Origin of the sequence: Enterococcus ureilyticus (assembly GCF_001730315.1) — a bacterium.
GTDB classification, from domain to species: domain Bacteria; phylum Bacillota; class Bacilli; order Lactobacillales; family Enterococcaceae; genus Enterococcus_L; species Enterococcus_L ureilyticus.
Genome location: NZ_MIKC01000007.1, coordinates 1 through 25,350, shown reverse-complemented (window position 1 = coordinate 25,350; position 25,350 = coordinate 1). Strand labels below are relative to the sequence as shown.

The 25,350-nt window shown below is 33.8% G+C and carries 19 protein-coding genes; 1 reads left to right on the top strand and 18 read right to left on the bottom strand.

From position 1 onward, the window contains the following. Window positions 1–48: 48 nt before the first annotated feature. Window positions 49–2,946, bottom strand: a complete 2,898-nt coding sequence (locus BCR24_RS04895; protein ID WP_069639453.1) for a sigma-54-dependent transcriptional regulator — start codon at window positions 2,944–2,946, stop codon at window positions 49–51. A 416-nt stretch (window positions 2,947–3,362) separates the two neighbouring features. Between BCR24_RS04895 and BCR24_RS04890 the strand changes: the two genes are divergently transcribed. Further along, window positions 3,363–4,994, top strand: a complete 1,632-nt coding sequence (locus tag BCR24_RS04890) for an ABC-F family ATP-binding cassette domain-containing protein (protein ID WP_069639452.1) — start codon at window positions 3,363–3,365, stop codon at window positions 4,992–4,994. Between the two features lie 168 nt (window positions 4,995–5,162). Here the strand turns inward: BCR24_RS04890 and BCR24_RS04885 are convergent, their stop codons facing one another. The 17 genes from BCR24_RS04885 to BCR24_RS04805 form a co-directional block, all read right to left on the bottom strand. After that, window positions 5,163–7,781: a YfhO family protein gene (locus BCR24_RS04885; protein WP_069639451.1), complete on the bottom strand. Its 2,619-nt coding sequence runs from the start codon at window positions 7,779–7,781 to the stop codon at window positions 5,163–5,165. Window positions 7,782–8,069: 288 nt separating this feature from the next. Continuing rightward, the gene (gene lepB, locus BCR24_RS04880; protein WP_069639450.1) at window positions 8,070–8,756 is read right to left on the bottom strand and encodes a signal peptidase I; all 687 of its coding nucleotides are present in this window, start codon (window positions 8,754–8,756) and stop codon (window positions 8,070–8,072) included. A 13-nt stretch (window positions 8,757–8,769) separates the two neighbouring features. Further along, window positions 8,770–9,435: a hypothetical protein gene (locus tag BCR24_RS04875; protein ID WP_069639449.1), complete on the bottom strand. Its 666-nt coding sequence runs from the start codon at window positions 9,433–9,435 to the stop codon at window positions 8,770–8,772. A 22-nt stretch (window positions 9,436–9,457) separates the two neighbouring features. After that, complete coding sequence (locus BCR24_RS04870; RefSeq protein ID WP_069639448.1) at window positions 9,458–10,543, bottom strand: WxLIP family cell surface protein; 1,086 nt, start codon at window positions 10,541–10,543, stop codon at window positions 9,458–9,460. Between the two features lie 89 nt (window positions 10,544–10,632). Further along, on the bottom strand, window positions 10,633–11,400 hold the full coding sequence (locus BCR24_RS04865; RefSeq protein ID WP_069639447.1) for a WxL domain-containing protein: 768 nt from the start codon (window positions 11,398–11,400) through the stop codon (window positions 10,633–10,635). Window positions 11,401–11,430: 30 nt separating this feature from the next. After that, window positions 11,431–12,228 carry a WxL domain-containing protein gene (locus BCR24_RS04860; protein WP_069639446.1) on the bottom strand — a complete coding sequence of 266 codons (798 nt, stop codon included), beginning with the start codon at window positions 12,226–12,228 and terminating at the stop codon, window positions 11,431–11,433. 6 nt (window positions 12,229–12,234) lie between these two features. After that, the gene (locus tag BCR24_RS04855; RefSeq protein ID WP_069639445.1) at window positions 12,235–12,582 is read right to left on the bottom strand and encodes an EF2685/EF0750 family sortase-dependent surface protein; all 348 of its coding nucleotides are present in this window, start codon (window positions 12,580–12,582) and stop codon (window positions 12,235–12,237) included. Between the two features lie 19 nt (window positions 12,583–12,601). Then, the gene (locus BCR24_RS04850) at window positions 12,602–15,772 is read right to left on the bottom strand and encodes a pectate lyase-like adhesive domain-containing protein (protein ID WP_069639444.1); all 3,171 of its coding nucleotides are present in this window, start codon (window positions 15,770–15,772) and stop codon (window positions 12,602–12,604) included. 330 nt (window positions 15,773–16,102) lie between these two features. Then, the gene (locus BCR24_RS04845) at window positions 16,103–16,813 is read right to left on the bottom strand and encodes a winged helix-turn-helix domain-containing protein (protein ID WP_083244319.1); all 711 of its coding nucleotides are present in this window, start codon (window positions 16,811–16,813) and stop codon (window positions 16,103–16,105) included. Window positions 16,814–17,106: 293 nt separating this feature from the next. Further along, window positions 17,107–18,225: a tyrosine-type recombinase/integrase gene (locus BCR24_RS04840; RefSeq protein WP_069639443.1), complete on the bottom strand. Its 1,119-nt coding sequence runs from the start codon at window positions 18,223–18,225 to the stop codon at window positions 17,107–17,109. Between the two features lie 498 nt (window positions 18,226–18,723). Then, the gene (locus tag BCR24_RS04835; RefSeq protein WP_069639442.1) at window positions 18,724–20,070 is read right to left on the bottom strand and encodes a sensor histidine kinase; all 1,347 of its coding nucleotides are present in this window, start codon (window positions 20,068–20,070) and stop codon (window positions 18,724–18,726) included. Beyond that, window positions 20,057–20,725 carry a response regulator transcription factor gene (locus tag BCR24_RS04830; protein WP_069639441.1) on the bottom strand — a complete coding sequence of 223 codons (669 nt, stop codon included), beginning with the start codon at window positions 20,723–20,725 and terminating at the stop codon, window positions 20,057–20,059. The genes BCR24_RS04835 and BCR24_RS04830 overlap by 14 nt, the downstream gene beginning before the upstream one ends. Before the next feature lie 33 nt (window positions 20,726–20,758). Then, window positions 20,759–21,400 (bottom strand): ABC transporter ATP-binding protein, encoded by a 642-nt coding sequence (locus BCR24_RS04825; RefSeq protein ID WP_069639440.1) that lies wholly within the window; start codon window positions 21,398–21,400, stop codon window positions 20,759–20,761. Between the two features lie 11 nt (window positions 21,401–21,411). Continuing rightward, window positions 21,412–22,821: an ABC transporter permease gene (locus BCR24_RS04820; RefSeq protein ID WP_069639439.1), complete on the bottom strand. Its 1,410-nt coding sequence runs from the start codon at window positions 22,819–22,821 to the stop codon at window positions 21,412–21,414. Window positions 22,822–22,985: 164 nt separating this feature from the next. After that, window positions 22,986–23,630 carry a DUF421 domain-containing protein gene (locus tag BCR24_RS04815; RefSeq protein WP_069639438.1) on the bottom strand — a complete coding sequence of 215 codons (645 nt, stop codon included), beginning with the start codon at window positions 23,628–23,630 and terminating at the stop codon, window positions 22,986–22,988. Between the two features lie 23 nt (window positions 23,631–23,653). Continuing rightward, window positions 23,654–24,097: a DUF3290 domain-containing protein gene (locus BCR24_RS04810; RefSeq protein WP_069639437.1), complete on the bottom strand. Its 444-nt coding sequence runs from the start codon at window positions 24,095–24,097 to the stop codon at window positions 23,654–23,656. A gap of 133 nt (window positions 24,098–24,230) precedes the next feature. After that, the gene (locus BCR24_RS04805; protein ID WP_069639436.1) at window positions 24,231–25,097 is read right to left on the bottom strand and encodes a DegV family protein; all 867 of its coding nucleotides are present in this window, start codon (window positions 25,095–25,097) and stop codon (window positions 24,231–24,233) included. Between the last annotated feature and the right edge of the window lie 253 nt (window positions 25,098–25,350).

Below are 25,350 nucleotides of genomic sequence, written 5' to 3'. Positions count from 1 at the left end.
AGATGAAAAACTAAGGGATTATTTAAGAAAATACACAAAGAAGATACACTAAAATAGTGTATCTTCTTTGTGTATCGCATCTAGTGTATTCTCTGTATTCTGTGCTTGGTTCAGCTGTGTATTTTTGATTAATTGAATGACATAGTAAACTTCTTCCAACGGCATATCTATCTTAAATGTTTGTTTTAAATAGAATGCAGCTTTCATTACAACCTCATAGCTAGGTTCTGACGTAATCTGTTTCAACTCTTCTTCAGTAAGGGTCAAGGTATCGTGTTGCAGTACTCTTTCAAGCATACCTGCTAAATGCATGACCAAATTCACATAAAAGGAATAGTCTAGCTTTAAATCCAGCTTTGTTCGGATGATATCTGCAAATTCCCATAAAGGATCGATCACTTTTTTAGGATTGATAAACGTGAAACTTTCTTCCATATAATCAATACAGATTTTTTTAGCCGCCAATTCATCCATTTCTTGTGCTTCTATATCAATATCGCTATCCAATAATAGCTTACTGATCACAGATTCAGCTTCCCCAGAGAAGAAGGTTTCCATTGGAATGAAGGGGACTACAATTTTAGGATCAGTGATCCCTGTTGCTGCAATCACACGATATTCTTCTTGAATGGTGATTAATTGCTCTTTCATATCAATAATAGAAAGAGGTAATACTTCTAGTTCTAAGTTTAATTGAGGTGGAACAGAAGCTTCGATCATTTCTTTCATCCGTTTTGCCGTACCTTCTCCAGAAGCACAGATTGCGACAATCACGCGCTTTTTCCACGGAGCTAAGGAATCGATTTCTCTTTCCTGCTGGATGCCTGCATAACCTTGAAAGTTCTTTAGAGAATCGTATAATGAATCTAACTGTGTATCGATCAATGTTGTTTTTCTCGCAGTTTCTAATACGATTGGGGTTGTGACCATATCAACTGTTCGTACATCAATACCTGTCTGCCGGGTTATTTCATCTGAAAATGTAGCCAAAGAACCCATGTCGACTAAAAGAATCACACCACTATCTTCATTGACCTCCTTCACCACATTGACAATTTGACGCAAAGCTTCTTTTGGCTGCATTTCTAAAGGCATGTCGACTGCTCTTAAATTATCAACATTCAATAGCTGTGATACGACTTGTACCATACTTGTAGCTGTACTTTTTCCGTGCGCTGCGACCACGATTCCAATACGTCCAGCATCTTTATTTTCTCTAAGGGAAATCAATAAGACCGCTAGATAATACGTTTCAAATTCTGGAATCTTCATTTGATAATTGATTTCAATGATTCGTTTGATTTCTTGCGCTGTTTCAAACTCTACAGGATAATCCAACACCATGTTTCGAATATTTTCGTTTAATTGATGCTGCCGTTCCTCACCATTTTGAATTCGTTTTAAAAACGAGCTGATATGTAAACTCATCGCATAAATAAAATTCGATTGGAAATTATAATTTAATTTTTGTTTGGCAAAATTGTAAATTTCTTTGGTAACATCAATGATTCGCTGATCTACGATCTCAGCTAATTTATTTTCTGTATCAAAAGTAAATCCATGGTCTTTATAAAAGGATTTTAGATGAACATTGATATCTGTCGTGATGAAATTATTGATTACTTCTTGCTCTAATCCATCTGCTTTTAATAAAGCAGCTTTATCTCCGATGATCTCATATAAATTATACGGCAATTCATAAGCATCTGACTGGATCGTTACTAAAGGCTCGTTTGGAGACACGATCATTTGCGGCTCCAAATATTTGGATAATTCAGCTAATGCATCGCGATTACTTGCCAATTGCATCATGCCTTCTTTGATACTATCCGTCAACTCATCGATTGTAATCGTCAATTCATCTTGGTCAATATGATTTAAAAAGCCTCTAGCCGTTACTAACTGAACATTTGACTTCAACTGGCCAACATTTCCATAAGAAACACTACCAATCAACGCCTTCACCACATCTTCTGATAGTGATATCTTTCTATGAATGCGTGAAGCTTCCATTGAAATCATCACTCTCAGCAAATCAATTTTTTCTTTTGCTGGTCGATCAATAAAATTAGGCAACTGAATGATAATCGGAATTCTACGGACAAAGGTATTTAATAAAGAAGAGGTTGGGTTTTCAGTTGTAGCACAGATGATTCGCACATCTGCTCGTCGATTCTTAACCGTTTCTCCTAATCTTGAATAGGTACCATGGTCCATAAAGTAAAAGACCATTTCTTGTCCTTCTGGCGGTAAGCGATGCACTTCATCAAGAAATAGAATACTGCCATCAGCTTGATGAATGATCCCTTCTTTGGCTTTTGTGGCACCTGTAAAGGCGCCTTCAGCATAACCAAATAGATGAGACATCAATAATTCAGGATTATGAGCATAATCGGCACAATTAAACACAATCAGCTTTTTATTCGCATCGATTACCTGATTCATCAAAGCAAATTGGAACATCGCATGAGCAAAATAAGTTTTACCTGATCCGGTTGGTCCTGTAATCAAACAGTTCAACCCTTTTGGTGGATACAAAATCGCAGCCTTAGCTTGCTCAACAGGCGTTCTCATACTCCCAGTAGAACCAATCATTCCTTTAAATATATCTTCTCCAGCAAATTTCTTATTTGGTTTATGTACAGGATCAGTGACCGTAGCAGACGCTTCAACTAAACTATGTTCCCGGTAACTTTTAACTGGTTTGGATAATGGTTGATATTTAAAGATGCCTTTATCAACATATTTGACCGGGCGTCCATCCGTTTTTTCTAATAATCCTTCTCGAACAAGTTGATTTAAATCCTTGCTGGCATTGGTTCTTTGGATATCTAGAGCTTCTGAAACATCACCTGTTGTCACTCCACCACCTAAAGAAACATCGTTAGGCGTTAAACTTTCAGTCTGTTCTTTTACATAAAGATAGATTCGTTCGATACGCTTCATCACCACTTCTCCTTTCCGTTTAAATGTGAATCAGCTCGTGAAAATAGATAATAAAAGTGTCGTAGGCTTGTTCAGTCTTGATTGGAAAATAGCAAATTATGACTAAGGTGTTTTCTGCCTCATTCCTAATTTATCTTTTTTCTGAAAGACTAGCCTGTGGAGCCACATAATAACAAATGCTAAATCGATTAAACGATACACTAATTTTACGTGTATCATACAGTGTATCGTTTTAAAAGTACACTGATAACCTTTTTATTAAAATGTTTCACATGAAACACTATTATTTTTAAGCTGCTTCTTTTTGGGAAAACTATAAGGTATTTCTGAAAAAGTCTGAAATTCCTTGAAAAATGTGGGTTTCCTCGCTATAATGCAGAGAGGTTTAACTATTCTATATGAAGTGAGGAAAACAATTGATTACTGTAAATGATGTAAGTTTGCTATTTTCAGACCGCAAACTTTTTGATGATGTAAATATTAAATTCACACCTGGTAACTGTTATGGCTTGATTGGTGCAAATGGTGCTGGTAAATCAACATTCTTAAAGATTTTATCTGGTGATATTCAGCCAACAACTGGAAATGTTGCTTTAGGTCCTGATGAACGTTTGGCTATCTTGAAACAAAACCACTTTGACTTTGAAGACAACACTGTTCTAGAAACGGTTATCATGGGTCACAAACGTTTGTACGAAGTAATGAAAGAAAAAGATGCTGTCTATATGAAAGAAGATTTCACGGATGAAGATGGAATCAAAGCAGCTGAACTTGAAGGTGAATTTGCGGAGTTAAACGGTTGGGAAGCTGAACCAGAGGCAGCTGTTTTACTACAAGGATTAAATATTCCTGAAAGTCTACATGACCAAAAAATGAGCGAATTAACAGCCGGCCAAAAGGTCAAAGTCTTGCTTGCACAATCTCTATTCGGTAAACCTGATGTTTTACTATTAGATGAGCCGACCAATGGTTTGGATACTCGTTCGATCAATTGGTTAGAAGAATTTTTGATCAACTTTGAAAATACTGTTATTGTCGTTTCCCATGACCGTCACTTTTTAAACAAAGTATGTACACACATGGCCGATCTTGATTTTGGAAAGATCAAATTATATGTTGGTAACTATGATTTTTGGTTGGAATCAAGCCAATTAGCGGCAAAATTACAATCAAATGCTAACGCGAAAAAAGAAGAGCAAATCAAAGAGCTGCAAGACTTTATCGCTCGTTTCAGTGCCAATGCATCAAAATCAAAACAAGCAACTTCTCGTAAAAAAATGTTGGATAAAATTACATTAGATGATATTCAACCGTCTTCACGCCGTTACCCATTCGTTGGCTTTACACCTGAAAGAGAAATCGGAAATGATTTGCTTCATGTGGAAAACGTTTCGGTAACGATCGATGGCAAGAAAATTTTAGATAATATCTCATTCTCTTTAAATAACGTTGATAAAGTGGCCTTCATTGCTGACAATGATATCGTTACAACCACCTTATTCAAAGTGATCATGGGCGAAATCACGCCTGATACAGGTAGCGTACGCTGGGGTGTTACTACGACTCAAGCTTATTTACCAAAAGATAACAGTAAAGACTTCGATACCAATTTAACGATTTTAGATTGGTTACGTCAATTTGCAAGCAAAGAAGAAGATGACAATACCTTCTTGCGTGGATTCTTAGGAAGAATGTTATTCTCTGGTGAAGACGTACTGAAATCAGTCAACGTCCTATCTGGGGGCGAAAAAGTACGTGTGATGCTCTCTAAATTAATGTTGTCTAAATCAAATGTACTTGTTTTAGATGATCCGACAAATCACTTGGATTTAGAATCGATTACAGCTTTAAATGATGGACTGATGGCTTTCACTGGCGCGATTTTATTTGCCTCACATGACCATCAATTTATTCAAACATTAGCAAACCGCATCATCGCTGTTTCTGATAAAGGTGTAGTTGATCGTGCGGATACAACTTATGATGAATTCTTAGAAAATAAAGACGTTCAAAAACAATTGGATGAATTGTTTTCTGGCGAGTATTAATTCTGAATTAACAAATATAAGCATTTATTTTAAATAAAAAAGGTCTGGATTAATGAACCGACCTCAAAAAGTTAGACTTTTTGAGGTCATTACATATTCCATGACCTTTTTTTGAATCTATATTCCAGATAATTTTAGTTGCAAGTATCTTAACTACCTAAATAGACTTTATTTGAACTTTCGCTCTTGGCTATTCCTAAATAACAAATATTGATATCCAGCAAAAATTACTACACAACAAATTGAAAGCATCATTCCCAACTTGAATCCCTGTGGTAAGTACACAAATTCTATTTGATGTTTTCCTGAAGGAACCATGATGCTCAAAACGCCATCATTGATTGTACGGATAGCTACTTCTTTGCCATCAATTTTAGCCTTCCAGCCTTTATCAGCCGCAATTGTTGTAAAAAGAACTTGTTCATCTTCAGTAACCACTTCAGCAGAAGCTTTTCGTCCAGACACCCTAAATTCTACACCGTTCTCCTGTGCTTTTTTAGCAGCTTCAGCAAATTTTTCTGTGTTTAAGCTTAACACTTTCGGTTCAAATAATTCTAAAATATCCACATATTCAAAGGCTACTTTTGCAGTAATCTCTTGTTTATTTTGATAGTTTCCTAAAGAATAATACTGTCCCGTTTTGACCATTGATGTGTTTGATTGTTGTTTATCTGCATTTATTTCTACTCTCGTTTGACTAAGATTCTCATAGCTTGCAGGTAATATATCTAAATAGACTTGTGATGCCTCATCTATTTCAATTTTCCATTCAATCTTAATAGGTTTCCCTTTTTCTTTTGCGTTTAAAACAAGTATCTCTTTTCCATATTTTGTTTCTGTCGTTAACTCTGCATTCTCTATCTTAACGATTTTTGGAGAAATCGTCCTATAGAATTTTCCATCCAATCCTGAAAGAACTGATAATAGTTGTTCTGGATTCGAGGAAACGTCTTTTTGGTATACTCTTTCGTCTGTTAATACTCCCATAGGTAATGCATTTTGGTTTTCATATAAATAGTTCTTGCCCTCTTCTCCAATTTTTTCAAAACCCGCCTTTGATATTGGCTTGTTTGCGATATTGTATTTTATACCCATCAACGCATCTGTAATTAACGTGTTATTTTGATAATAAATCTGCAAGTTTGTACCCGCTGAACGAAATCCTATTGTATTCATGTAATAGGATGAGTGGCGATTTCTAATTGACGAAAACATACCAATACCGCTATATCCGTAGCGAAAACTTTCATTATTAGACATTGCTGTCACGTTTTCTAATCGGTAGAAATTATTACTTTCTTTTTCCGCTTGTTTGACTAAGCTTTGAATAGTTGAATAATCTTCATTATATAAAGAACGGTTTGTATATCCCCAATCATCATCAATTCCCTTAACTAAATAAGCCGTATTGATACTCAGCTCCACTAGAAATATGCTTATGAAAACACCAATTAAAAGAATCTTTTTACTTTTCATTTTATGATGCCAAAAGAACAATGATAAATAAGTAGCTAAAAATAACACCGTCAAGATAAAAGAAGTATAACTCAAGTAATCATATCCATCATTTTTTGCTGTGACAATACGGACAATCAAGAAAAATATAAGTAACCCTATAAAAATATTAACAATCCGCTCAAAGTCTTCTTTTTTATAGTTGGACCAACCAAATCCTGCCAATAATAAAATTGTAAAAGAAAATAAAAAGCTAAAACGAAATAAAAACATATTTGGTGCATGAAACCCATGCCAAAATAAGTTTAATCCTTCTATATAAAAACTAAGGACCAATACTAGTAAAAGACTTCCATAACAAATTTTACTTAAACGTGGTATTTTTTTTGTTGAGAAAAAGAATACACAAAATATGATTGGCAATAGTCCTACATAAATGAACGGAATTGAGCCATAGCGAGTGGAGTCATAAACACCAATCATGTTTTTTATCACTAAGTCCCATGGTCCTGTTGCAGCAGTTTTTAGCTTGCCGATATCCGTTAATGCCTCTCCGTTCATTTTCAAATCAATCATTGCCGGTAAAAGTAATACCATCGACGCACCACCAGCAAGTATGGCTGTAAGCAAATAACTGAAAAATTTCTTTGCATATCGCTTTTTATCTGTCAACAACCGTACTACAAAGTACATAAATGAATAGATACCTACCATGAAACCAATATAATAATTGGACATAAATAAGAAAAAATAACCGAAAAATAATAGTGCTGGACGATGGTAGTCCATTAATCGATTGATTCCTAAAGCTATCAGTGGCAAATAAAGAATACCATCTAGCCACATAATGACTTCAGAATTAGCAATAGTAAATCCCATTAATGCATAGCTTATACTAAGCATCATATCTCCCCATTTAGGAATGCAAAAAGTTCGAGAAGAAAAAAAACAAAAAGATACGCCGATACATCCAATTTTCAATAAAGTTAAAAAATAAATAAAGTCCGGCATATTTTGATTATCAAAAAAATAAACAAGCGGTGTAAAAATTCCACCTAGATAGTAACTGATAAAAGATAGATAATTTAACCCCAGAGAACCTGACCACGAGTATACAATACTTTTATCACTCTTCATCATTGTATTAAAACTTGCAAAAAAATTTGAATATTGACCAAAAGCATCACTTGCTAGGATACTCAATTTGCTGCCTGGATAAATCCCAATTGAAAAGTAGACACTTCCTAAAATTAAAATGGGCATAATAAAACTGGCAAGTGCATATTTATTAAAACTTATGCCCAGTGAAGCTTTAGCTCTTAACTGTTTCATGATACTTTGCCCACCTCCTTTAACTAATATATTTTTAGTCAACTTACCTGAGCAACTCAGCGAATAGTAACAGTAAAATTTTACCCATTCAATCTGATTACATAGAAATAAAAGACGAGTCCGATTATCACAAAATTAATAACTTATACCGATTTTTTACACTCCATTGAATTCTTTAACTATTTATTTTATAAGCACTTTACTCGTTGTCTCTTGATTGAGTATCACTTAGTTTTTACTTATGAACGACTTTTAGAAAAATTATTTCTTACCTATATGCATACTTAATTAGAAACTGACTAGCTTATGTAACGGTAAAATTCTCATCTCAACCGTCCCAATGATATCTTTTTCATCTACTAAACCATAGTAACGAGAATCAGTAGAGTAGGGGCGGTTATCTCCTAAGATTAAGTATTTTCCTTTCGGGATATAGTCATACTTTACATTTGGTAATTGTTGTAATTGAAAATCATCTGTTACTAACTCTTCATTTTGTTTGGCGTGATCCAACTGATTCTGTAAAAAACGTTCAAAAATTTCTTGTTGATTGATGTATAGTTGATCATTTTTATACTGAATATGTTCATTGGGAAGACCTATCACTCGTCGAATAGATGTCTCTTTACTATTTGGTATTCTAAAATAGATAAGTTTGAATCGCCGGATCGTGCCTAAACGATTCACAAAAACACGATCACCGTTATTCAAGACAGGCGTCATGCCATAGCCTTCTACTTTCGGTAAGGTAAAAATCGTGAATGAGCAGATCGTGAAAAGAAACGATACAACAACCATTGTTAAAAGGATTTCCTTCCAAAATTCTTTCATTGATTTTGGCGCGTTTTTTTTAGTAGAAATACGCTTCTTTTTGAGTTTTACCTTTTTTTCTTTAGCTGGCTTTTCCCAATCAACCTTTGATTGGGTGACATTCTTTTTTTGTGGCTTTTTCTTCAATGTTTCTTTGTTTGACATCTTCATCATCCACTTACTTTTTTTGCTGTAATGCCTGCTCATTGACTTTAAAGTAGTCTATAATTTTCTTTTGTGTTACTTGTGTCTTTTGAATTACTTGAATATATTCTTCACGTGTCTGTGGATTTTCGATCATTTCGCTGCTTTGATTGTTTAAATTTAAGCCAAGTTCTTTCACTTGATTATAGTATCTCGACAACAATCGCTGCCCTTCCGTTGTTAATCTTCCATCGGCTCCTCGCATTCCAAAGCTAGACAATTTTGCTGCTAATTCACGCAAATTATTTTCAGCTTTCTCAGAATTATTATTTTCACTTAGCCTATTAATTTGATTGATCGTTTCATTAAGTAAATAATAGCCCTGAACGATTCCATCTGAATCTCGTTCACCTAAATTAGTTGCTTGATAATATCGAGAATAGAAGGCCGTAGCACATAAACAAAGAGCCAGAACAAGACAAGCAATAACATTACGACGTTGTTTTTTTCGCTTTACAGTTGTTTTTTTTATCTTCCGTCTAATTTTTTTTCGTTTTCGTGCATTTTTTGTTTTCACATGCGATAACTCTCCTAAGTGTTGTCGAGTTTGAAACAGACGAAATAACCAAAATAAAGAAAACAATGCAAAGAGGATAGCACTTGATAGTGTTGCAATAAATACCCAGTCTAGTAATAACATCTTTCTATCCTCCTATGAACACTTAACGTTTCTTACTCTTAGGTGCTTTTTTTTTGTTTTTGATTTTCTTCTTATTTTTCTTTTTATTAAGTGTCCGAACAATGAAATAGATGATCACAATCAACATCAATACACCAAAAATAATCAGTATGATTAGTTGCCAATTTATTCGGTTTTCTTGCAATAAGCTGACATCTTCCTGATTAAACTTATCTGCTTCTTCATTAGTGATCGTAAACTTCTGTTCCCATTCCCACTTTTCACCAGTTTTCGCTGTAACCAAAATATGTGCTCGATAATCCCCTGGTACCATTTTCTCACCATTCATCGATACAGGAAATTTTATTTTAGAATTAGGTGCCATACGCATTTTTGTTTGTTTTGTATCATACAAAACTTCATCTGACTTTGCGCCCATTACTTGAACGTCTACCGTCATATCATCTAAGTAGGCAGACTGTATATTAGAAAAATCAATCATGATCGCATTACGATAATTTTTTAAATCTGCATAAACTTTGTTTAATTTCAAGTCTGGTTTGACTTCATTATCCGTTTCAGTCAGTAACATGCCAACTAAATAGGCATATTTATTTTTAATCATGCCTTCTTGCTTTTCAGATTCCTGATCTCGTTCAATCATATAAATACCACCTGAAATAACACCGTCATATGTAACTTCAGGCATTGTGATATCAATGGGATAATCAATTGTTTGTTTTGGTGGAATCACTACTGATTCTTTTCCTTTCACAATATCTGCAAAATCATATTTTAAAGAGGAATCTTTTTCTAAGTTAGATGGTCCATTTTCTAATACACCATTGCTGTTTGTTTTTGTACTGTTTAGACCTACATCTACGGTAATCTCTTTATCAGAGCTATTGCTTAATTGGATTACAACCGTTTGTTTTTGACCCGGTGTCATTCTTAAGTCGAAGTAACTTACTTCTTTATGTTGATTTTCTGGGTAGATTACTTTGTAGCTAAAACCACTGCTAGCATCTTGTTTGTTACTTTCATTTGCAAAAGCAGCATTTGGCCTACATATCAGAGTAATCGCTATGTATAAAATAATAGTAATATACGTTAAATATTTTCTCTTCATTCTCTTCACGTTCCTTCTTTCAAAGTGAACAGGATCACCATCTTACTCTTTGATGACCCTGTTCAAACTTACTTTTGAGCTAATTTTTTTTAGCGCGCGTCAGCAATTGTCCATGTAATTGTTGATGTATATTCACTAGCTGTTGATAATTTGTTATTTGCAGCTGGGATAGAGAGTTTTACAGATTTATCTGCATTTCCGTCTGCCATTTTACCAAAGACTAAATCAAAACGACCAAAGCCTTTATCATCAGCATCTTGATTTACAAATTCAGTAGGAGTCGTTCCATCTGTTGCTAATACTTGCGTTTTTGCTGCAGCTGTAGGATTAATTTGGCCTGCATCACCTGTCGTTGTTAAGCGAATATTATCGTAGGTAAGGGTCGCTGCTTTTAATTCCTTTCCAGCTGTATTTTTGAACGTCGTTGCTTTTGCAGTTAATTTATATTTATTTGGAAGATCATCTGCACGTTCATCTTTAAAAGTAACAAAGTTAGGCATTTCTATAGTATTATCTGCATTATCTTTCTCAGTTGTTTTAAATGTGCTCGCATAGTATTCCCAACCGTTAGCTGTTGGTGTTGTCACTTCGTTTGTACCGAAATCTAAAGGTGCGATTGTTATTACTTTCAAAGGCCCGTTATCTGGATTTACCGGTGGTTGTGTGATTTCAGGTCCATCTGTTTCAGGTGGTGTTGGAATATCAGTTCCAGTACCATCTTGTTTGAATTTAATCTTACCTGTTGAAGAGCTTACTTTTGCATCTCCTCCATCGGCTTTTGCTACTGATGGTAAAGCTAGTCCTACTCCGATTACTGTTAATAATGCTGCTCCGCATAATTTGTGTGTCAATTTCATTCTTGTTTCCTCCTAGGATTTGTTTTAAATTTATGGCAACTCGGATAATACCCAAGTTAACACCGTTTCATATTGTACTGGGTCTTTTTTTGTTTTCCCAGGTACGGTTAAAGATACTGCCTCGTTTTGATAGACTGGCTGATTCTTAAAATCAGGATCAAGGATTGGCTGTCCATTTTGATTAATTCTCGGACTGAGTGTGTCTTTGCGTCCTTGTTGATTATCAATGGTTGCGCCAAAGATAATAGACCACGTCCCTTCACCTGTACCAGCTTTTGCTTGTGCTAAGTCGTAAGTTTCGCCAATATTATTAATGCGAATAACTTCTTTTGACACAATCGGTGCAAAGATACTATCATTGATCGAATTTGTCCACGATTGATCAAATGAAATGACCGCACCATTTAATTCTTTATTTTTGGTTGTCTCATTTTTCAACTGTGTTTCTTGCCGTACTTGTAAGCTCCATCCACTTTTATTTTCACGATAATCGGATATTTGAACAAAATTCCCTCTTGCTCCTGTTCCGTCAAGAAATAGTTGTGCATTTGCAAAATAGGTTTGGTCTTTGTCTGAGATTTCATTGTTCCAAAAGTTTAAATGAGGAACAAAATCAAACCTCAGCGGTCCATCAGTTGTTGGCGTTGAGCCTGGATCAGCAGCTTTATCAGGATGTTCTGGATCAACAATTTCTTTCGGGTACTCACCCGTGAACTTCACTGTTCCACTACCTGAGTGACTAGTTGTTTCAGCAGATACACTTAATGGTTTAACACTTGTTACCGCTATAGCTACAACAATAAGGATAAAAATGCGCTTTTTTTTCATTTTATTTTAACGCTCCCTTCTTGCTGTGTTTTTTTCTTTTTTCTTTCGTAAAAAGAGAATTAAAACCAAGATAACTAGAATCAAACCGCTAATGCTTAAACTAGTTTTAACTAGTTCACCTGTTGATGGGTATCTGCCTTTTGGTTTTGTGACAGCTTCCGATGTAGCCGATGTTGCTGTTGTATTTGTTGTATCGGTCCCACTATCGGAGCTACTAGATTCATAAAACCCTACTCCAGCCTTCGTTTGTATCTGTCCTATTTCTTCAGCATAAACAGTTGAAAAAGTAGCTAAGCATAAACTTAAGCAGAAAATAGAGACAAATAAGAAACGTTTTTTCGCAATTTTCTTCATTTATTTCTTCCTCCATCGCTTAATATGCTTCTTCTACTCGCCAAATCAATGTAGTTTCGTATTCTCCAGTCAACTTCACTGCTCCAGAAGGGACATCTAGTCGAAGGCCTTGTTTATCTGGCCCCCAAGTTCTTGTTGAAATATCATATTGTCCAGAAGCATCATGTTTTGCTTGAAGTACATCCTGTGCATCAGTCGATAGTACCTTCTTATCAGAAGCTGTTTGATAACTTAAAACACCACTTAATACATGTGTCGGACTATCTGGCATACTTAGTTCGCCTTCAAGTTTTACAGATAGTTTCCAGTTATCTAGATTCTTTCTATTGTCCCAAATTACTAAAGGTTGATCGTAAGATGGGTTATTATCTTTTGTTCCTTTCCAACTGACTTCATGGCTACCAAAATTAATTTCAGTTGGACCAGAATAAATCGATAATGTGCCTTGGAATGTATACGTGATTGTAGATTCTTCCGTCCCAATTGGTATCGCAGTTTCATTCGTTGGACGTCCAGAAGTTTCAACCAAATAACGATCTGCAAGAACCGAGGTAATTGCATCTGTCACCTGTTTTTCTTTCGTTAAATCTATCGTGGAACCTACACTTCCTTTTAAAGTAACATTTTCGTGTAAGCTTACACCTGATTCATCAACAAACTGGACTTTGACGTTTTGTTCTGACAGTTTGACTGTAACCTGAATCACTTTTGTGATATCTGTTGCTAATCCAGAATCGGCTGCTTTGACCGTAAGAACGACTGGATATGTCCCGCTCGTCTTGCTTGGAGACAAGCCAGCTAAGTCAGTGACTTGAACATTGTCTGTTAACTCCGTATAGACACCGTCTACTATTTTATGGGCAGACACGTTGCTCTGTGATAAAATTTGTGCTTTTAGCTGTGCTTCTGTCATGTCCTTGATTGTGTTTGTCTCAACCGTGATATCTTGTGCATCAATACCATTTGTTGTTTCATGCACGATTAGCTTAGACGTGACAACTGTTTCGTTTTTCGCATCATCCATTATAATGACTTTAACCTCATGTTCACCGACAGTACCCACAAGCGTATCAATTTCACCAAGTGTTTCTGCAGTATATTTATAGGTGAAATTTTGTGGCACTGGATTACTATCTGTGGGATTTTGAACGAATACACTTGGATCTGGTCTGGCATCACCTTTTCCAAGATGATACTCTTTAGGCTCTCCCTTTGGCGGTGTAACGTCTAAAACAACTTGAGTTGCAGTATCTGTTTTACCATCTAAAAAGGAGTAAGCTGTAATGGTTGTTCCTGCTGAAAAATGTTTTCCCTCTGGCAAAGTATAGGAATAATTCCCAGAAGCATCTGCCTGAACAGTAAAATTATCTGTATATAAGGGGTCTTGTCCTGAACTTGTTACTGGACTTTTCACACTATTCTTAGCTGGATCGATCAATACTCCCACACTATCAACAATTGGTTTATCTGATAACCTGACATATGCTCCTGGATTAGTAGTTCCAGTGATTGTTGTTGAATCTGTTGAAGTGATATCATCTGTCGCTTTGCTCAAAATACTTACACTAACATCAGGAATGTACTCATACAAAACACGTTGAACGTTTTTAGTTGTAAATCCAGTCGTTGGATTTTTAAAACTCGTTTCATTTGCTGTTGTTAGAGAAGAGGCCTTTGTGATGGTTGGGTTAATGTCACTATAATTGATCAACATGCCATACATTGGCGTCCAACTTCTATTAGGTAACCCGTCCAGGATTCCTAGATTCCATATATTAACTTTTTGAATATCGACATCTAGTTTTCCAAGGGTCCCTCCGATACGAACCAAGCCTGAATCACCTGAGTTCAGTACAGATGTTCGTTGTAAGTTAACTCTTAGAGCATCCGCAAACTGAAAGGTTGATCCTTGAGTCGCAAAGCGAATTAGACTCTGAGCTGGATTGGTACTGTCACTTAAAATGTTAAAAGTTCCTTTTTTATTTACTTTGAACGTCGCATCACCGCTAGCATAGATAATATCCGTTTCAGAGTTGCCCATATTTGTTGCTTCTATATTCAAAGCACCTTCTTCATCAACAATCAAAGAAGATCCGCCGCCCATGGAAATAATACTTCTAGCATCACCAGTCCCACCAGAAGAACGTCCATCTGATTTAATATTTAGAACGGCTTTTTTACCGATCGTTAATTTGGAGTTAGCTGAATAAAGATCCAATGAACCCCAATCTGTTTTTCCTTTTGGAGAATTTAGATTTAAAGTCGCTCCTTCATTCAACGTAACATTACCATTTGCGACATATAAATTTTGTCCGTACGCTTCTCCCCAGTCATTTGACGGTCCCGTTGTAACCGTCATTGTTGAATTCTTATCCAAGACTAATGATCCACCATTCATCAACCATATATTTCCAGAATTGATCGTGTTGCTTTTAAAATTGGCATTTTCCATTAAAGTCAAATTGGATATTTCTAAATTTGCTTGACCCAATGCGTTAATTTGCCAATTTGTTCGAAATGGGGAAGTATAGTATTGTGTCATATTATTCTCAACAGTACCTGACATATATACTTGTGCGTATGGGGAATGGAGTAATTCTGAACCTGTATCCTTGAGGTTATGGAATGTTAGCTTAGATAGTCTCTGATTATCTGCACTTAAATCTACATAACTAGTAAATCCATAATAGTTACCATGATAAGCGTTTAAATTTTGCCAAGTAATATCCCAACCATTTGTTCCAGTCACTGTATTGTTATAAAAACCAATCATCAATGACCTGAAATCGATGGTATTATTATTCCCCTCTATAACTAATTTTCTAGCGATTCCTGTTCTAGTCAGGTACCTAAAATTAGCAGTAGCATTGGCATTCGATGTTGCACCAGCACTGATAGAATTTAATGTACCGCTGATACTAGGATCATCAGGCGTTTCAAACGACTTAGTAATACTTATCGCTTTGACACTAGTATCATCTATAGCGCGAATCAGCTGCTCCCAACTTTGTACTTCTCTTATTTCATTACCCGTAAATTGCGTTAAATCAACTTCTCCAGTCGCTATGTTTCCCTCTGTAGTTTGTGCATCTTCTGCTTTGATTAATGACTGTTTACCTAAAAATCCGAATAGAACAATCATTCCTAAGAAGACAATTCCTAAGAAAAAAGACTTTTTTCCGATTTTCATTTTTTCTTCAACTCCTCTCCCTTCAAATTTATTTGTACGTCTGTCTTTGAAACGTACAATGTATTTTCATTTTCCTTACTAAGAATATTATTTTTTGATACCTTAAATTATGAGAAAATTAGATATGCCCTTTTAAACATTACTTCAATGTTTAAAACAGCAAAACGTATGATTGAAAATGTTAATTTTCTCTCATTTGCTAAATATTATTCTTAGCTCAAAAAAATGAAAAGCATTATGGCCAATCTTCCGTCACCGTCATTTTTCTTGTGGAGATAATCATTCACTCAACAATTTCAACCGCCATGACAGACAGCTTTTTTAGCATTATCATATATCTAGCATGTAGCCTTTTGACCGAATTGTTTTAATATAGGTATGTGAGTCGTTATGTTCATCTAACTTTTGGCGCAAATGGAATATCAAGTTACTTATACGATATTTTCTGTAATTTTCATTACTTGTTGTTTTCCATACTTCGCTTAGGATATCTTCATATGTAACTGTCGTCTTACTATGTCTGTAAAGTATTTCTAGTGTTTTAAATTCCTGTTTTGTCAAATAAATCTCTTCTCCATTGCCCAAAAGTACACTAAGATTCTGGGGAATTAATTTAAAGGATGCCCCATTTTTTTTCTTTTTTGAGAAACTTTTACTTAGAAGATTTTGTTCTCTCATTTCATCTTTCACAGTGCATAAGCTGTTTGAAAGAATCAACGCAACTTCATCCAAATTGTTAGAACTATCAAATATCATATTAGCTCCCAGTTCAAGAAATAGTGTACGTTCACTATTTTCTTTTACTTCAGAAAGAATCCATAAAAACTTAGTCGTTTTCTTGCGTATCTCTATCAACATTCTAAATATTGTTGTACTGCTCAAGATATCATTTTTTTTTATTAAAATAGCATCTAATTCATTTAAATGATTCATAATGTCCTCTTTTTCAAAAGATATTAATGAAAGTTCATGGTCTTTAAAACTTTTTATTAGTTGACCTTCCTCTTCTTTGGGCAAAGATACATAGCCGATTTTGTACATTTTTTAACTCTTCCTTTCTGATATCAATCAACAAATTATCTTCTACAACACATTTTTTAATTTGTGCATAAGTAAACAGTTAAAATACTGTTATTAATGGTTCAAACCCTCTATAATAAAAAATGATGAACGATGTGCGAACTATCTGATTCTCTCTTTTTATTCGCAGCTTTCTTAATCCTTTCGTTTCTTATTTCTACGACAAATAAGAAATAAAGTCGGATTATTGTTCTATACAGTAATTACCTCTTTTTTTGACCATTTCTTTGACGGAATTATTTAGACAACACTTGCTATTGAGCTTTTAAAAATAAATGATCTATTGTTGCGATAGCGTTTATCCTATTTTCTAGCAATGAATCAGCATATGTATCCAGAGTCAACTTAATTGAATGATGTCCTAATATTTGGCTTAAGCTTGCTATGTCCACACCCTGTTCCAAGCAACGCGTTGCAAAGGTATGTCTCAAAGAATGGAAACGAATGTCTGGAAGTTCTAGTTTATTAACTATTTTTTTAAATCGATAATTTATTGTTCGTGGCTCTGTTAATCCACCATTACAACAAATCACATATGAGCCTGAAGTATATTTTCGTTTTTCTAGTAAGTAGTTTCTGAGGTTTTCCGCCATAGGAATTATTCGGGCTGAATGATCCGATTTTGGAGAACCCGCTATTACTTTGGTTTTTGTTAGTGTTGTACTTTCATTGGTTATTCGAGTGATCGTTCTTCTTACTTGAATCAAATTTTTATCAAAATCAATATCTTCCCATTTTAGTCCACTAATTTCTCCAATTCTCATACCTGAATACAATGCTAAAAAAACAGGGGAGCATTTCTTTTCTGCTAAAGCCAACATTTCAATTTTCCTCTGATCTTCTAATGTAAGTGCATTTATTTTTTTGGTTGTAGTTTTGGGAAGAATGATGTTGTCACATGGATTTTGGAGTAAATAGCTTTGTTTTACAGCTGAGTTTAAGGTCTTTTTTAAAATATTGAATATATTTTTGATAGTACCAGAAGCAAAATTTTGCTTAGCAAGATGATAGACAAACTCTTGAATTGTGTCTTGTGTGAGTTTTTGAACTTTTTTATCACCTAATTTCGGTATAATATGACGTTTGATCAGTCTAGTATAATTTGAGTACGTTGTAGGTTTAACAGTATATCTCATCGTTGTCATCATCCAATTTCCAATGAATTCTTCAAATGTTTCATTATAACTAGCAACAGAACAATTTGAGGTAAGATATCTAGCTTTGATAAATGTTAGTTTTTCTTTTACCTCTGAATACTGTTTGCCATAGATAGAACCGTAAATTATTTTTTTTTCTGGCGTTCGTTGTTTAATATACCTTCCCTCCCAACGACCATCTTTTCTTTTATAAATATTTTCACCTTTTCTTACCATAGTAAATTGATCCTTTCTTGACGATTTTTTTGACGGCTTATCAAAGTGGAATGCAAGTTTTTTTCAAAAAGAATTTCAAAAAAATTGTTTTTTCTCATTTTTTTTAATCTTTTTTGAAATATTCGATAAAAACGATTATTGACTTTAAGAGATTTCTCAGTTAACATAAATACAAATTTAATTTAATAGATAAATTTAAGTTATTTTTCACAAATTAATCATCTTTCTTGTTTCCTATTTGTCGTAGAAATAAGAAATGAAAGTAGGGCCTAATTTTTAACTATATTTCGTTAATTACATATGTATAAGAGCATACTTATTTTTGTGCACACTAAATAGATTGAATATTCTGTCTATTTAAAATTGACTATTCAAGATATTTTTGATTAATTCAATACCAATATTCGCTATATGTTTCTTTTTTTATTTCTTTATACTGAGTAAAAAGTAACATTCTGTATAGCTACTTTTTACTCTAGAATAGTCACCTTTCGTTTTTTAATTAAAAGGCTGTTCTGCTATACTTATTTTTGTAACAAACAATGCTTCTTCTTGAATTTCGATTGTCAAAGTATAAGGCGAAGTAGCCAGCATTGTTTCAACCAGATAAATACCTAACCCAGTTCCACTTGTTGAACTAAACGTTGCGAAGGGTTCACCTATTAATTGCAAGTCAATGGTATAATGATTTGGTATTTCATTTTTAATCGTTAGGCTATTTTCAGTGACTTCTATAAATATGGTACTATTTTCTAACGTGTAATTAATCGCATTACTGATTAAATTAGAAAAAACTTTTTCAATAATTTTTCTGTCTAGTTTTATAAAAAAATCATGATTAAACGTACGGCAGATCGTTAGTTTTTTATCCTTTAGCAGTACATCATAGTGATGGATGACCTCATTGATGATTTCTATTGACGACTGTTCTGACTGTTGATTAAGGTTACTTTTTTGACTGATGAATAATATTTCTCTAATTAATTGATCTAAACTATTGATTTGGTTATTGATCTCCATCAAAATATCTCGAGTATTTTCTGCTTGATTCAGATTTTCTAATTGATTAACCAATAATTTAGTCGCCATAAGAGGGGTTTTCATTTCATGCGTCATCCCTTTTAAAAGAGCAGAGTTGTTCGATTCTAGTTTTTTTACAAGTTGAACTTCTTTTTCTAACTTATTTTGGGCAAACTTTAGTTCTGAATAAAGCTCTTTTACTTGTAATTCGATTTCTGCATATTCTTCTAATCTCAAATTTAAATTGAGATCAACTATTTCATCATTTGATACATTCTTCTTGGTTAGATCAAATAAAACATCCAATTTTTTTCTTTCACGTTTAAATAAAGAAACATAGATAGTTATAACGACAGCTATGCTAAAAGCTGCTAAAAATAAGACATATGGAACAGACTCCAATATTATATCGCTGATATCTGGAGGCGTTAATTGAATTGGATAACTTATATAAACGTTTAGATCATTTACCTTGAACTGCGTAACAATCCCTCTCATAGGCACTAACAACATATTAAAATCGTAGTTAAATGGTTCTGAATCATTTTGCGGATAAATAATTTTCCCATTTGAGTTTGTGATGATTACCCGATAGCCATTAACGACGAAAGGCCTTAGATAGCTATAATCCTTATTATTTTCAATGATTTCACGTATTTTTACAGTTGTTCTATCGAATATATCTTGTTGCTCTTTTTCTATTTCTTTCCCTAGATTCAATGTGATGATACCAATTACTATAAAAAATACGATAAAAGACATGATTACTGAAAACAAAACGATAACTACTTTCGTTGGCCACTGGATTGGTTTATTCTTTTTCAATTCGGTAGCCAACTCCTTTGAGAGTATCTATCAGATCTTTTCCCAATTTATTGCGAAGATTTTTAATATGAACATCAATCGTTCTGGAATCAACATAGTAATCATATCCCCAAATTGCCGTTAAAAACTCATCTCTAGAAAATACTTTTCCTTGGTTTAGTAGCATAGCTTGCAGAATCTCAAATTCCTTTGCAGTCAATGTGATTCTTTCTCCATTTTTCTCTACAATATAGTTACCTATTTCAATCATAATATTTTTATAACGTATTTTTTTAGCCGATTTTGGGCCATTTGATTCGATACGTCTCAATATAGCCTCAATTTTTAATAGTAATATATTTACAGAAAATGGCTTTACAACATAATCATAAATTTTTCGATTATAAAGATTGATTTGCGTAAATTCATCATTCAATGCACTGATGACAATTATAGGGATTTGATGATGCTCTAATCTGTCTAAAAATTCTTCCCCACTCATTTTAGGTAACATCAAATCGAGTAAAATTAAATCATACTTTTTTGATTCAAAAGAAACCAAAGCCGTTTCTGCATCTGGAAAAGCGGACACATCATAGTTTTCTTTTTTTAAACTCAAACATAACCCATTCCTGATTTCATCTGTATCCTCTATTAGAAGAATTGATTTTTTCATAATATTCACCTCTATTAAAGGAAGGGCAATTATTTAATTTAATTTAAATAATTGCCCTTCCTTGATCGTCAGAACTACATCAGATTGTTGTTCTATTATGGGATCATGTGTCACAACAATAATACATTTTTCCTTTTCTTTTAATTGTTTAAATAGATTCATCACTTCTTTAGCATTGCCTCTATCTAAATTTCCTGTTGGTTCATCGGCAATAATCAAGTCCGAATCTAAAGCAACAGCTCTAGCAATTGATACTCTTTGTTGCTGACCACCTGATAATTGAGCACTTTTCTTGGTTTGATTCTCTCCTTTAATATCTAACTGATTTAGAATTGATTGGATAAAAGGATGAACACTTCTATCTTTTATTTGATGGATCGCTAAACCCAACTTGATATTATCAATTGCTGATAAATATGAGACTAAGTTAAAGGATTGAAAAATATAACTGATCGACTTTCTATATTTTACGTAATTACTTACTTCATTCTGATTGTAAAAAACCTGTCCTTCTTGAAGAAATTCCAATCCTGATATTAAAGAAAGAAACGTTGATTTTCCAACACCAGATACTCCAACAATTGAATATATTTTCCCTTTTTCAAATGAATAATTGATATTTTTCAATATCGTTTGATCATTATAACGATAAGATAAATTTTTGACCTCAAGCATATTGTGCCTCCTTATTCTGTACTTGATAAAATCGATTTTGGACTTTTCTTGAGAATTCTCATTGTTGGAATCGTTGTTGAAAATAGAACGATTACTAGTAACCCCATGAAAATAAAGCCTGCTATCTTAATATTTTGTACTTTATCTTGCTCTTGAATTTGAATTTCTGTATCTAATTTTACACTTGTATCTTCGACATAATTTGGTCCCCGCTGAACCATTGGCTCTTGTTTACTATCTGAAATTGTTTGTTGCATTTCTTGGTTGATCGTTTCAGCTGCAATTGGATTCACGACAAAATTCGATATACCGAATCCAATCATAAAGCTAATGACTAAAACTGTTGTGACTTCTAAAAACATTTGTAGTAGTATGTTAAACTTTGTTTCACCTAGAGCTAAAAGTAGTCCTATTTCATACTTTCTTTCACGTAACGACAGTAACATGATCAATGAAACAATTACTGCAGCTACTATAAAGATCACCAGTTGTAAAATAGAGAAAATATTCATGATTTTATCTATCATGTTACTTATTGTTTTATATTGCTCGTAGGTGCTATTAAATTTAATCGATGAAAAATCACCATCACCCGATTTAATTTCTGAAATAAATTTATCCGTATCCATAGGATTTTTTAGTTCAACTTTCACCTTTTCGTAATTCATGATCGGCGAACTGATTCCCTCATCTTTAAATTGAATCTTTTTAACATCATCCAATACTTTTCTTGTAGAATAAAACGTTTCTTTTTCTTTACTTAGATAAACCGAATCATTTTCTTCCGTTAATGTATAAATTCCTGAAATTTTTGTGTCCATTTCTTTTTTTGTTTTGTCTTCTTGGAAGCCGGAACTCAAATCTAAATTCAATGAGTCGCCAACTTTAAGTTTATGTTCTTTGGCATACTTTTCCGATATCATTATAGGATTTTCTAAATCAGACTCATCGGGTAATTTACCCTCAACTACTTTTATCCTAGTTTTTGCTAAATCTGGGTTAGTACTATCTAAAATCGATAGTTCATTAGTTGGTGTTACGTACCCTTCTGGCACTTGATCTGGGACAGTCGTTGATTCGGTACTTGAAAATTGTGTGCTTACTGCAGTATTACTATAGACTGAAAAGTCTTTAACATATGACGACTCACTAATTTTTTTTACGAATTGCTCATCGATATTTTGCTTATCACTACTTGATTCCCCACCATACATTTCTTTCATTAATGCGTCCAAATCAAGCTCAACTGATATAATTGGATTCACTTGATTTTTTGTTTCATTCAATATTTTTTTTAATGAGTGTTGAATAGAAGATCCAGAAACTAAAAAGACTGAAACAATAATAAATAATATACCTAGAATAATAGTTCTCTTTTTTAAATTGATAATACTTTGAAAAATTCTTTTAAAAATACTCAAAAACTTACCTCCTTGCTGAATTGATTTTTAGTTTACTTTATCAGAATGAAGTGTATATATTTTGTATGTAAATTTAATGTAAATTTTCACAACTTTATTTTAAAAAAATAAAATGAAATAAAAGAATCGATAATCGACTTCTCATTTCATTTTAGTGCATTCAACTATGCTTTATTTTGTTCGTATCCATATAATTTCAACTTACCTGAAAGGTACTCACCTAAGTATATTTCATTAATTCCTTTATATTCCTCATTTTGAACCTGTTCAGCCAACCATTCAATATCTTTATTAATTAATTCCAGCACATCATAGTTTGCTTGACCATCTACAATAATTGGATACCGAATGCTTTCATCTCCGAATTCTATCATTGTTAACTGGCCATTTTGCTCTAAGACAGCTCTTTTGACATTCTCAACTTCGTAAATAGCATTCGCTCTTAACTTAAACATCAATTCATTTGCTGAAATCCCACACCTGAGACACTCATTCACATCAACTTTTCCATCTTTGATCAAAGTGATTGGTCTACCATCTACAATATATTTTACATATCGATTATGTTCTTTTGCAAACTTAACAGTCAATACAAGCAACGTCCAAATAATCAATACTAAAACGAACTGTAGTACACTTATTGAGTCGTTATAAATTACCCCGCCTATAATTCCACCTAGGACATAATTTTGAACCTGATCCATTGCTGAGGAAGGTGCTAGGTTGCCTTTTCCCATTAAATTAATCTGAATGATTAAACAAATAATTCCCAAGCCAAGTTTGATAATAATTGGACTATAGAGTTGCATAATATCTTCCTTTCTACTTTAACTTATTTCGTAATTATAATATCTGAATTCATCAAGTGCGCTTCTTCCAGGACATAAGAATTTTGATCCGTACTTAATATTGTCTTGTAGTATTTATCTTCGATTTTTACAAGTGTTCCATCCACTAACTGAGTTGAGCTTACAAGAATCTCTTTTTTGTCTACCCCTTTTTCTTTTGATATCTGCTTCACAAAATTGACCATTTGAGACGATTGTGAATTTTTGCTTTGATTTTGTGTATAGTCAGAATACTGAACACCTAGTAAAAACAATAGTAGCAAAAAAGTGATTATACTCAAATCTCGATATTTCGTTTGAATACGATGACGCATATACAAACTAAACGCAATAATCATTACAATCAATGCACTAAAAATAAAAAAATATTTGATATAATCATTGAGATTTGATTGTGATTCCAAGTAGTCTATACCATAGAAATTCAATAAAAATACCTCCCATAGAAATTTAGTCTTTAAAATATATAGTAATATAATATGCTTTATTGGTTCAAAATAAAAGCATCCTTACTTATAAAAAAAACACCCCGTCACAAAGAATGTACTGGGTGTTTTATTTTTATCTCTTTTTACCTCTTGAAAAAACTGCAATACAACCATTCCCAGTATGACTAGTGATCGTAGGGCCTAGTGGATGCAAACGAATCTCTTTAACCTGGATTTTCTCCTCAATCAAAGCTTTGACTTTCTCTGCACTTTCTAAATCACCAGCATAAGCAATAAATACGTTTTGTTGCAACGGTTCAACCATCCCTTTGACTGTTTCATCTGCTAGTTTCTTCAATGCTTTGCTACGTCCACGGACTTTTCCGATATTTTGTAGCTTCCCTTGGTCATCTACCACAATGATCGGCTTAACGTTCATCAGACCACCGATTGCCGCTGCTGCTTTAGAAATCCTTCCTCCACGTTCTAAATGCTTTAAATCGTCCACTGTGACCCAAGAATGAACGGTCATTGTATTGTCAGATAACCATAGTAGGATTTCGTCTAAAGAATGACCATTTGCTTTTAACTCGATTACTTCGCTGACTAACAAGCCTTCTCCAAGGCTAGCAGCTTTCGTATCAACAACATAAATTACAGCATCCGGGTATTCTTCTTTCAAGATATCAACAGCTTGTATGGCACTTTGGTATGATCCGCTTAATCCAGAAGAAAAAGCCAAATACAATATGGGAACCTGCTTTTCTACAAACGGTCTAAAAAATTCGATATAACGACCTACATTTACTTGAGAAGTTGTTGGCATGCCACCAGTTTTTATTTCTTGTAAAAACCAGTCATAGTCGAATGTTTCTCCCAAATCATCCACTAATTCCTTACCATTCAACTGAATCGTCATACTGATAAACTCAACATCATTGGCGCCTAAATATGTATATGGTAAATCACAGCATGAATCTGTCATTAATTTGAATGTCATTTTTAAATCCTCCCTAATTCCTTCTCTATTTTAACACATAATCAATGGATACTCATGTGTTATTAAATGCGTAAGCAATCAAAAAAGGCTTCTATTTGGAGGAAAATGAAAAAAGAGAGAGACAATTCTTACCTTGTCTCTCTCTCGTTTTAAAATGGCTCTATACTTTCTGATGTTGGTGAGAAATCACCGGCATCTTTTTAATGCAAAATAATAGAAAAGACACCCTGATATCCTTTAGAATTAAGTCGTC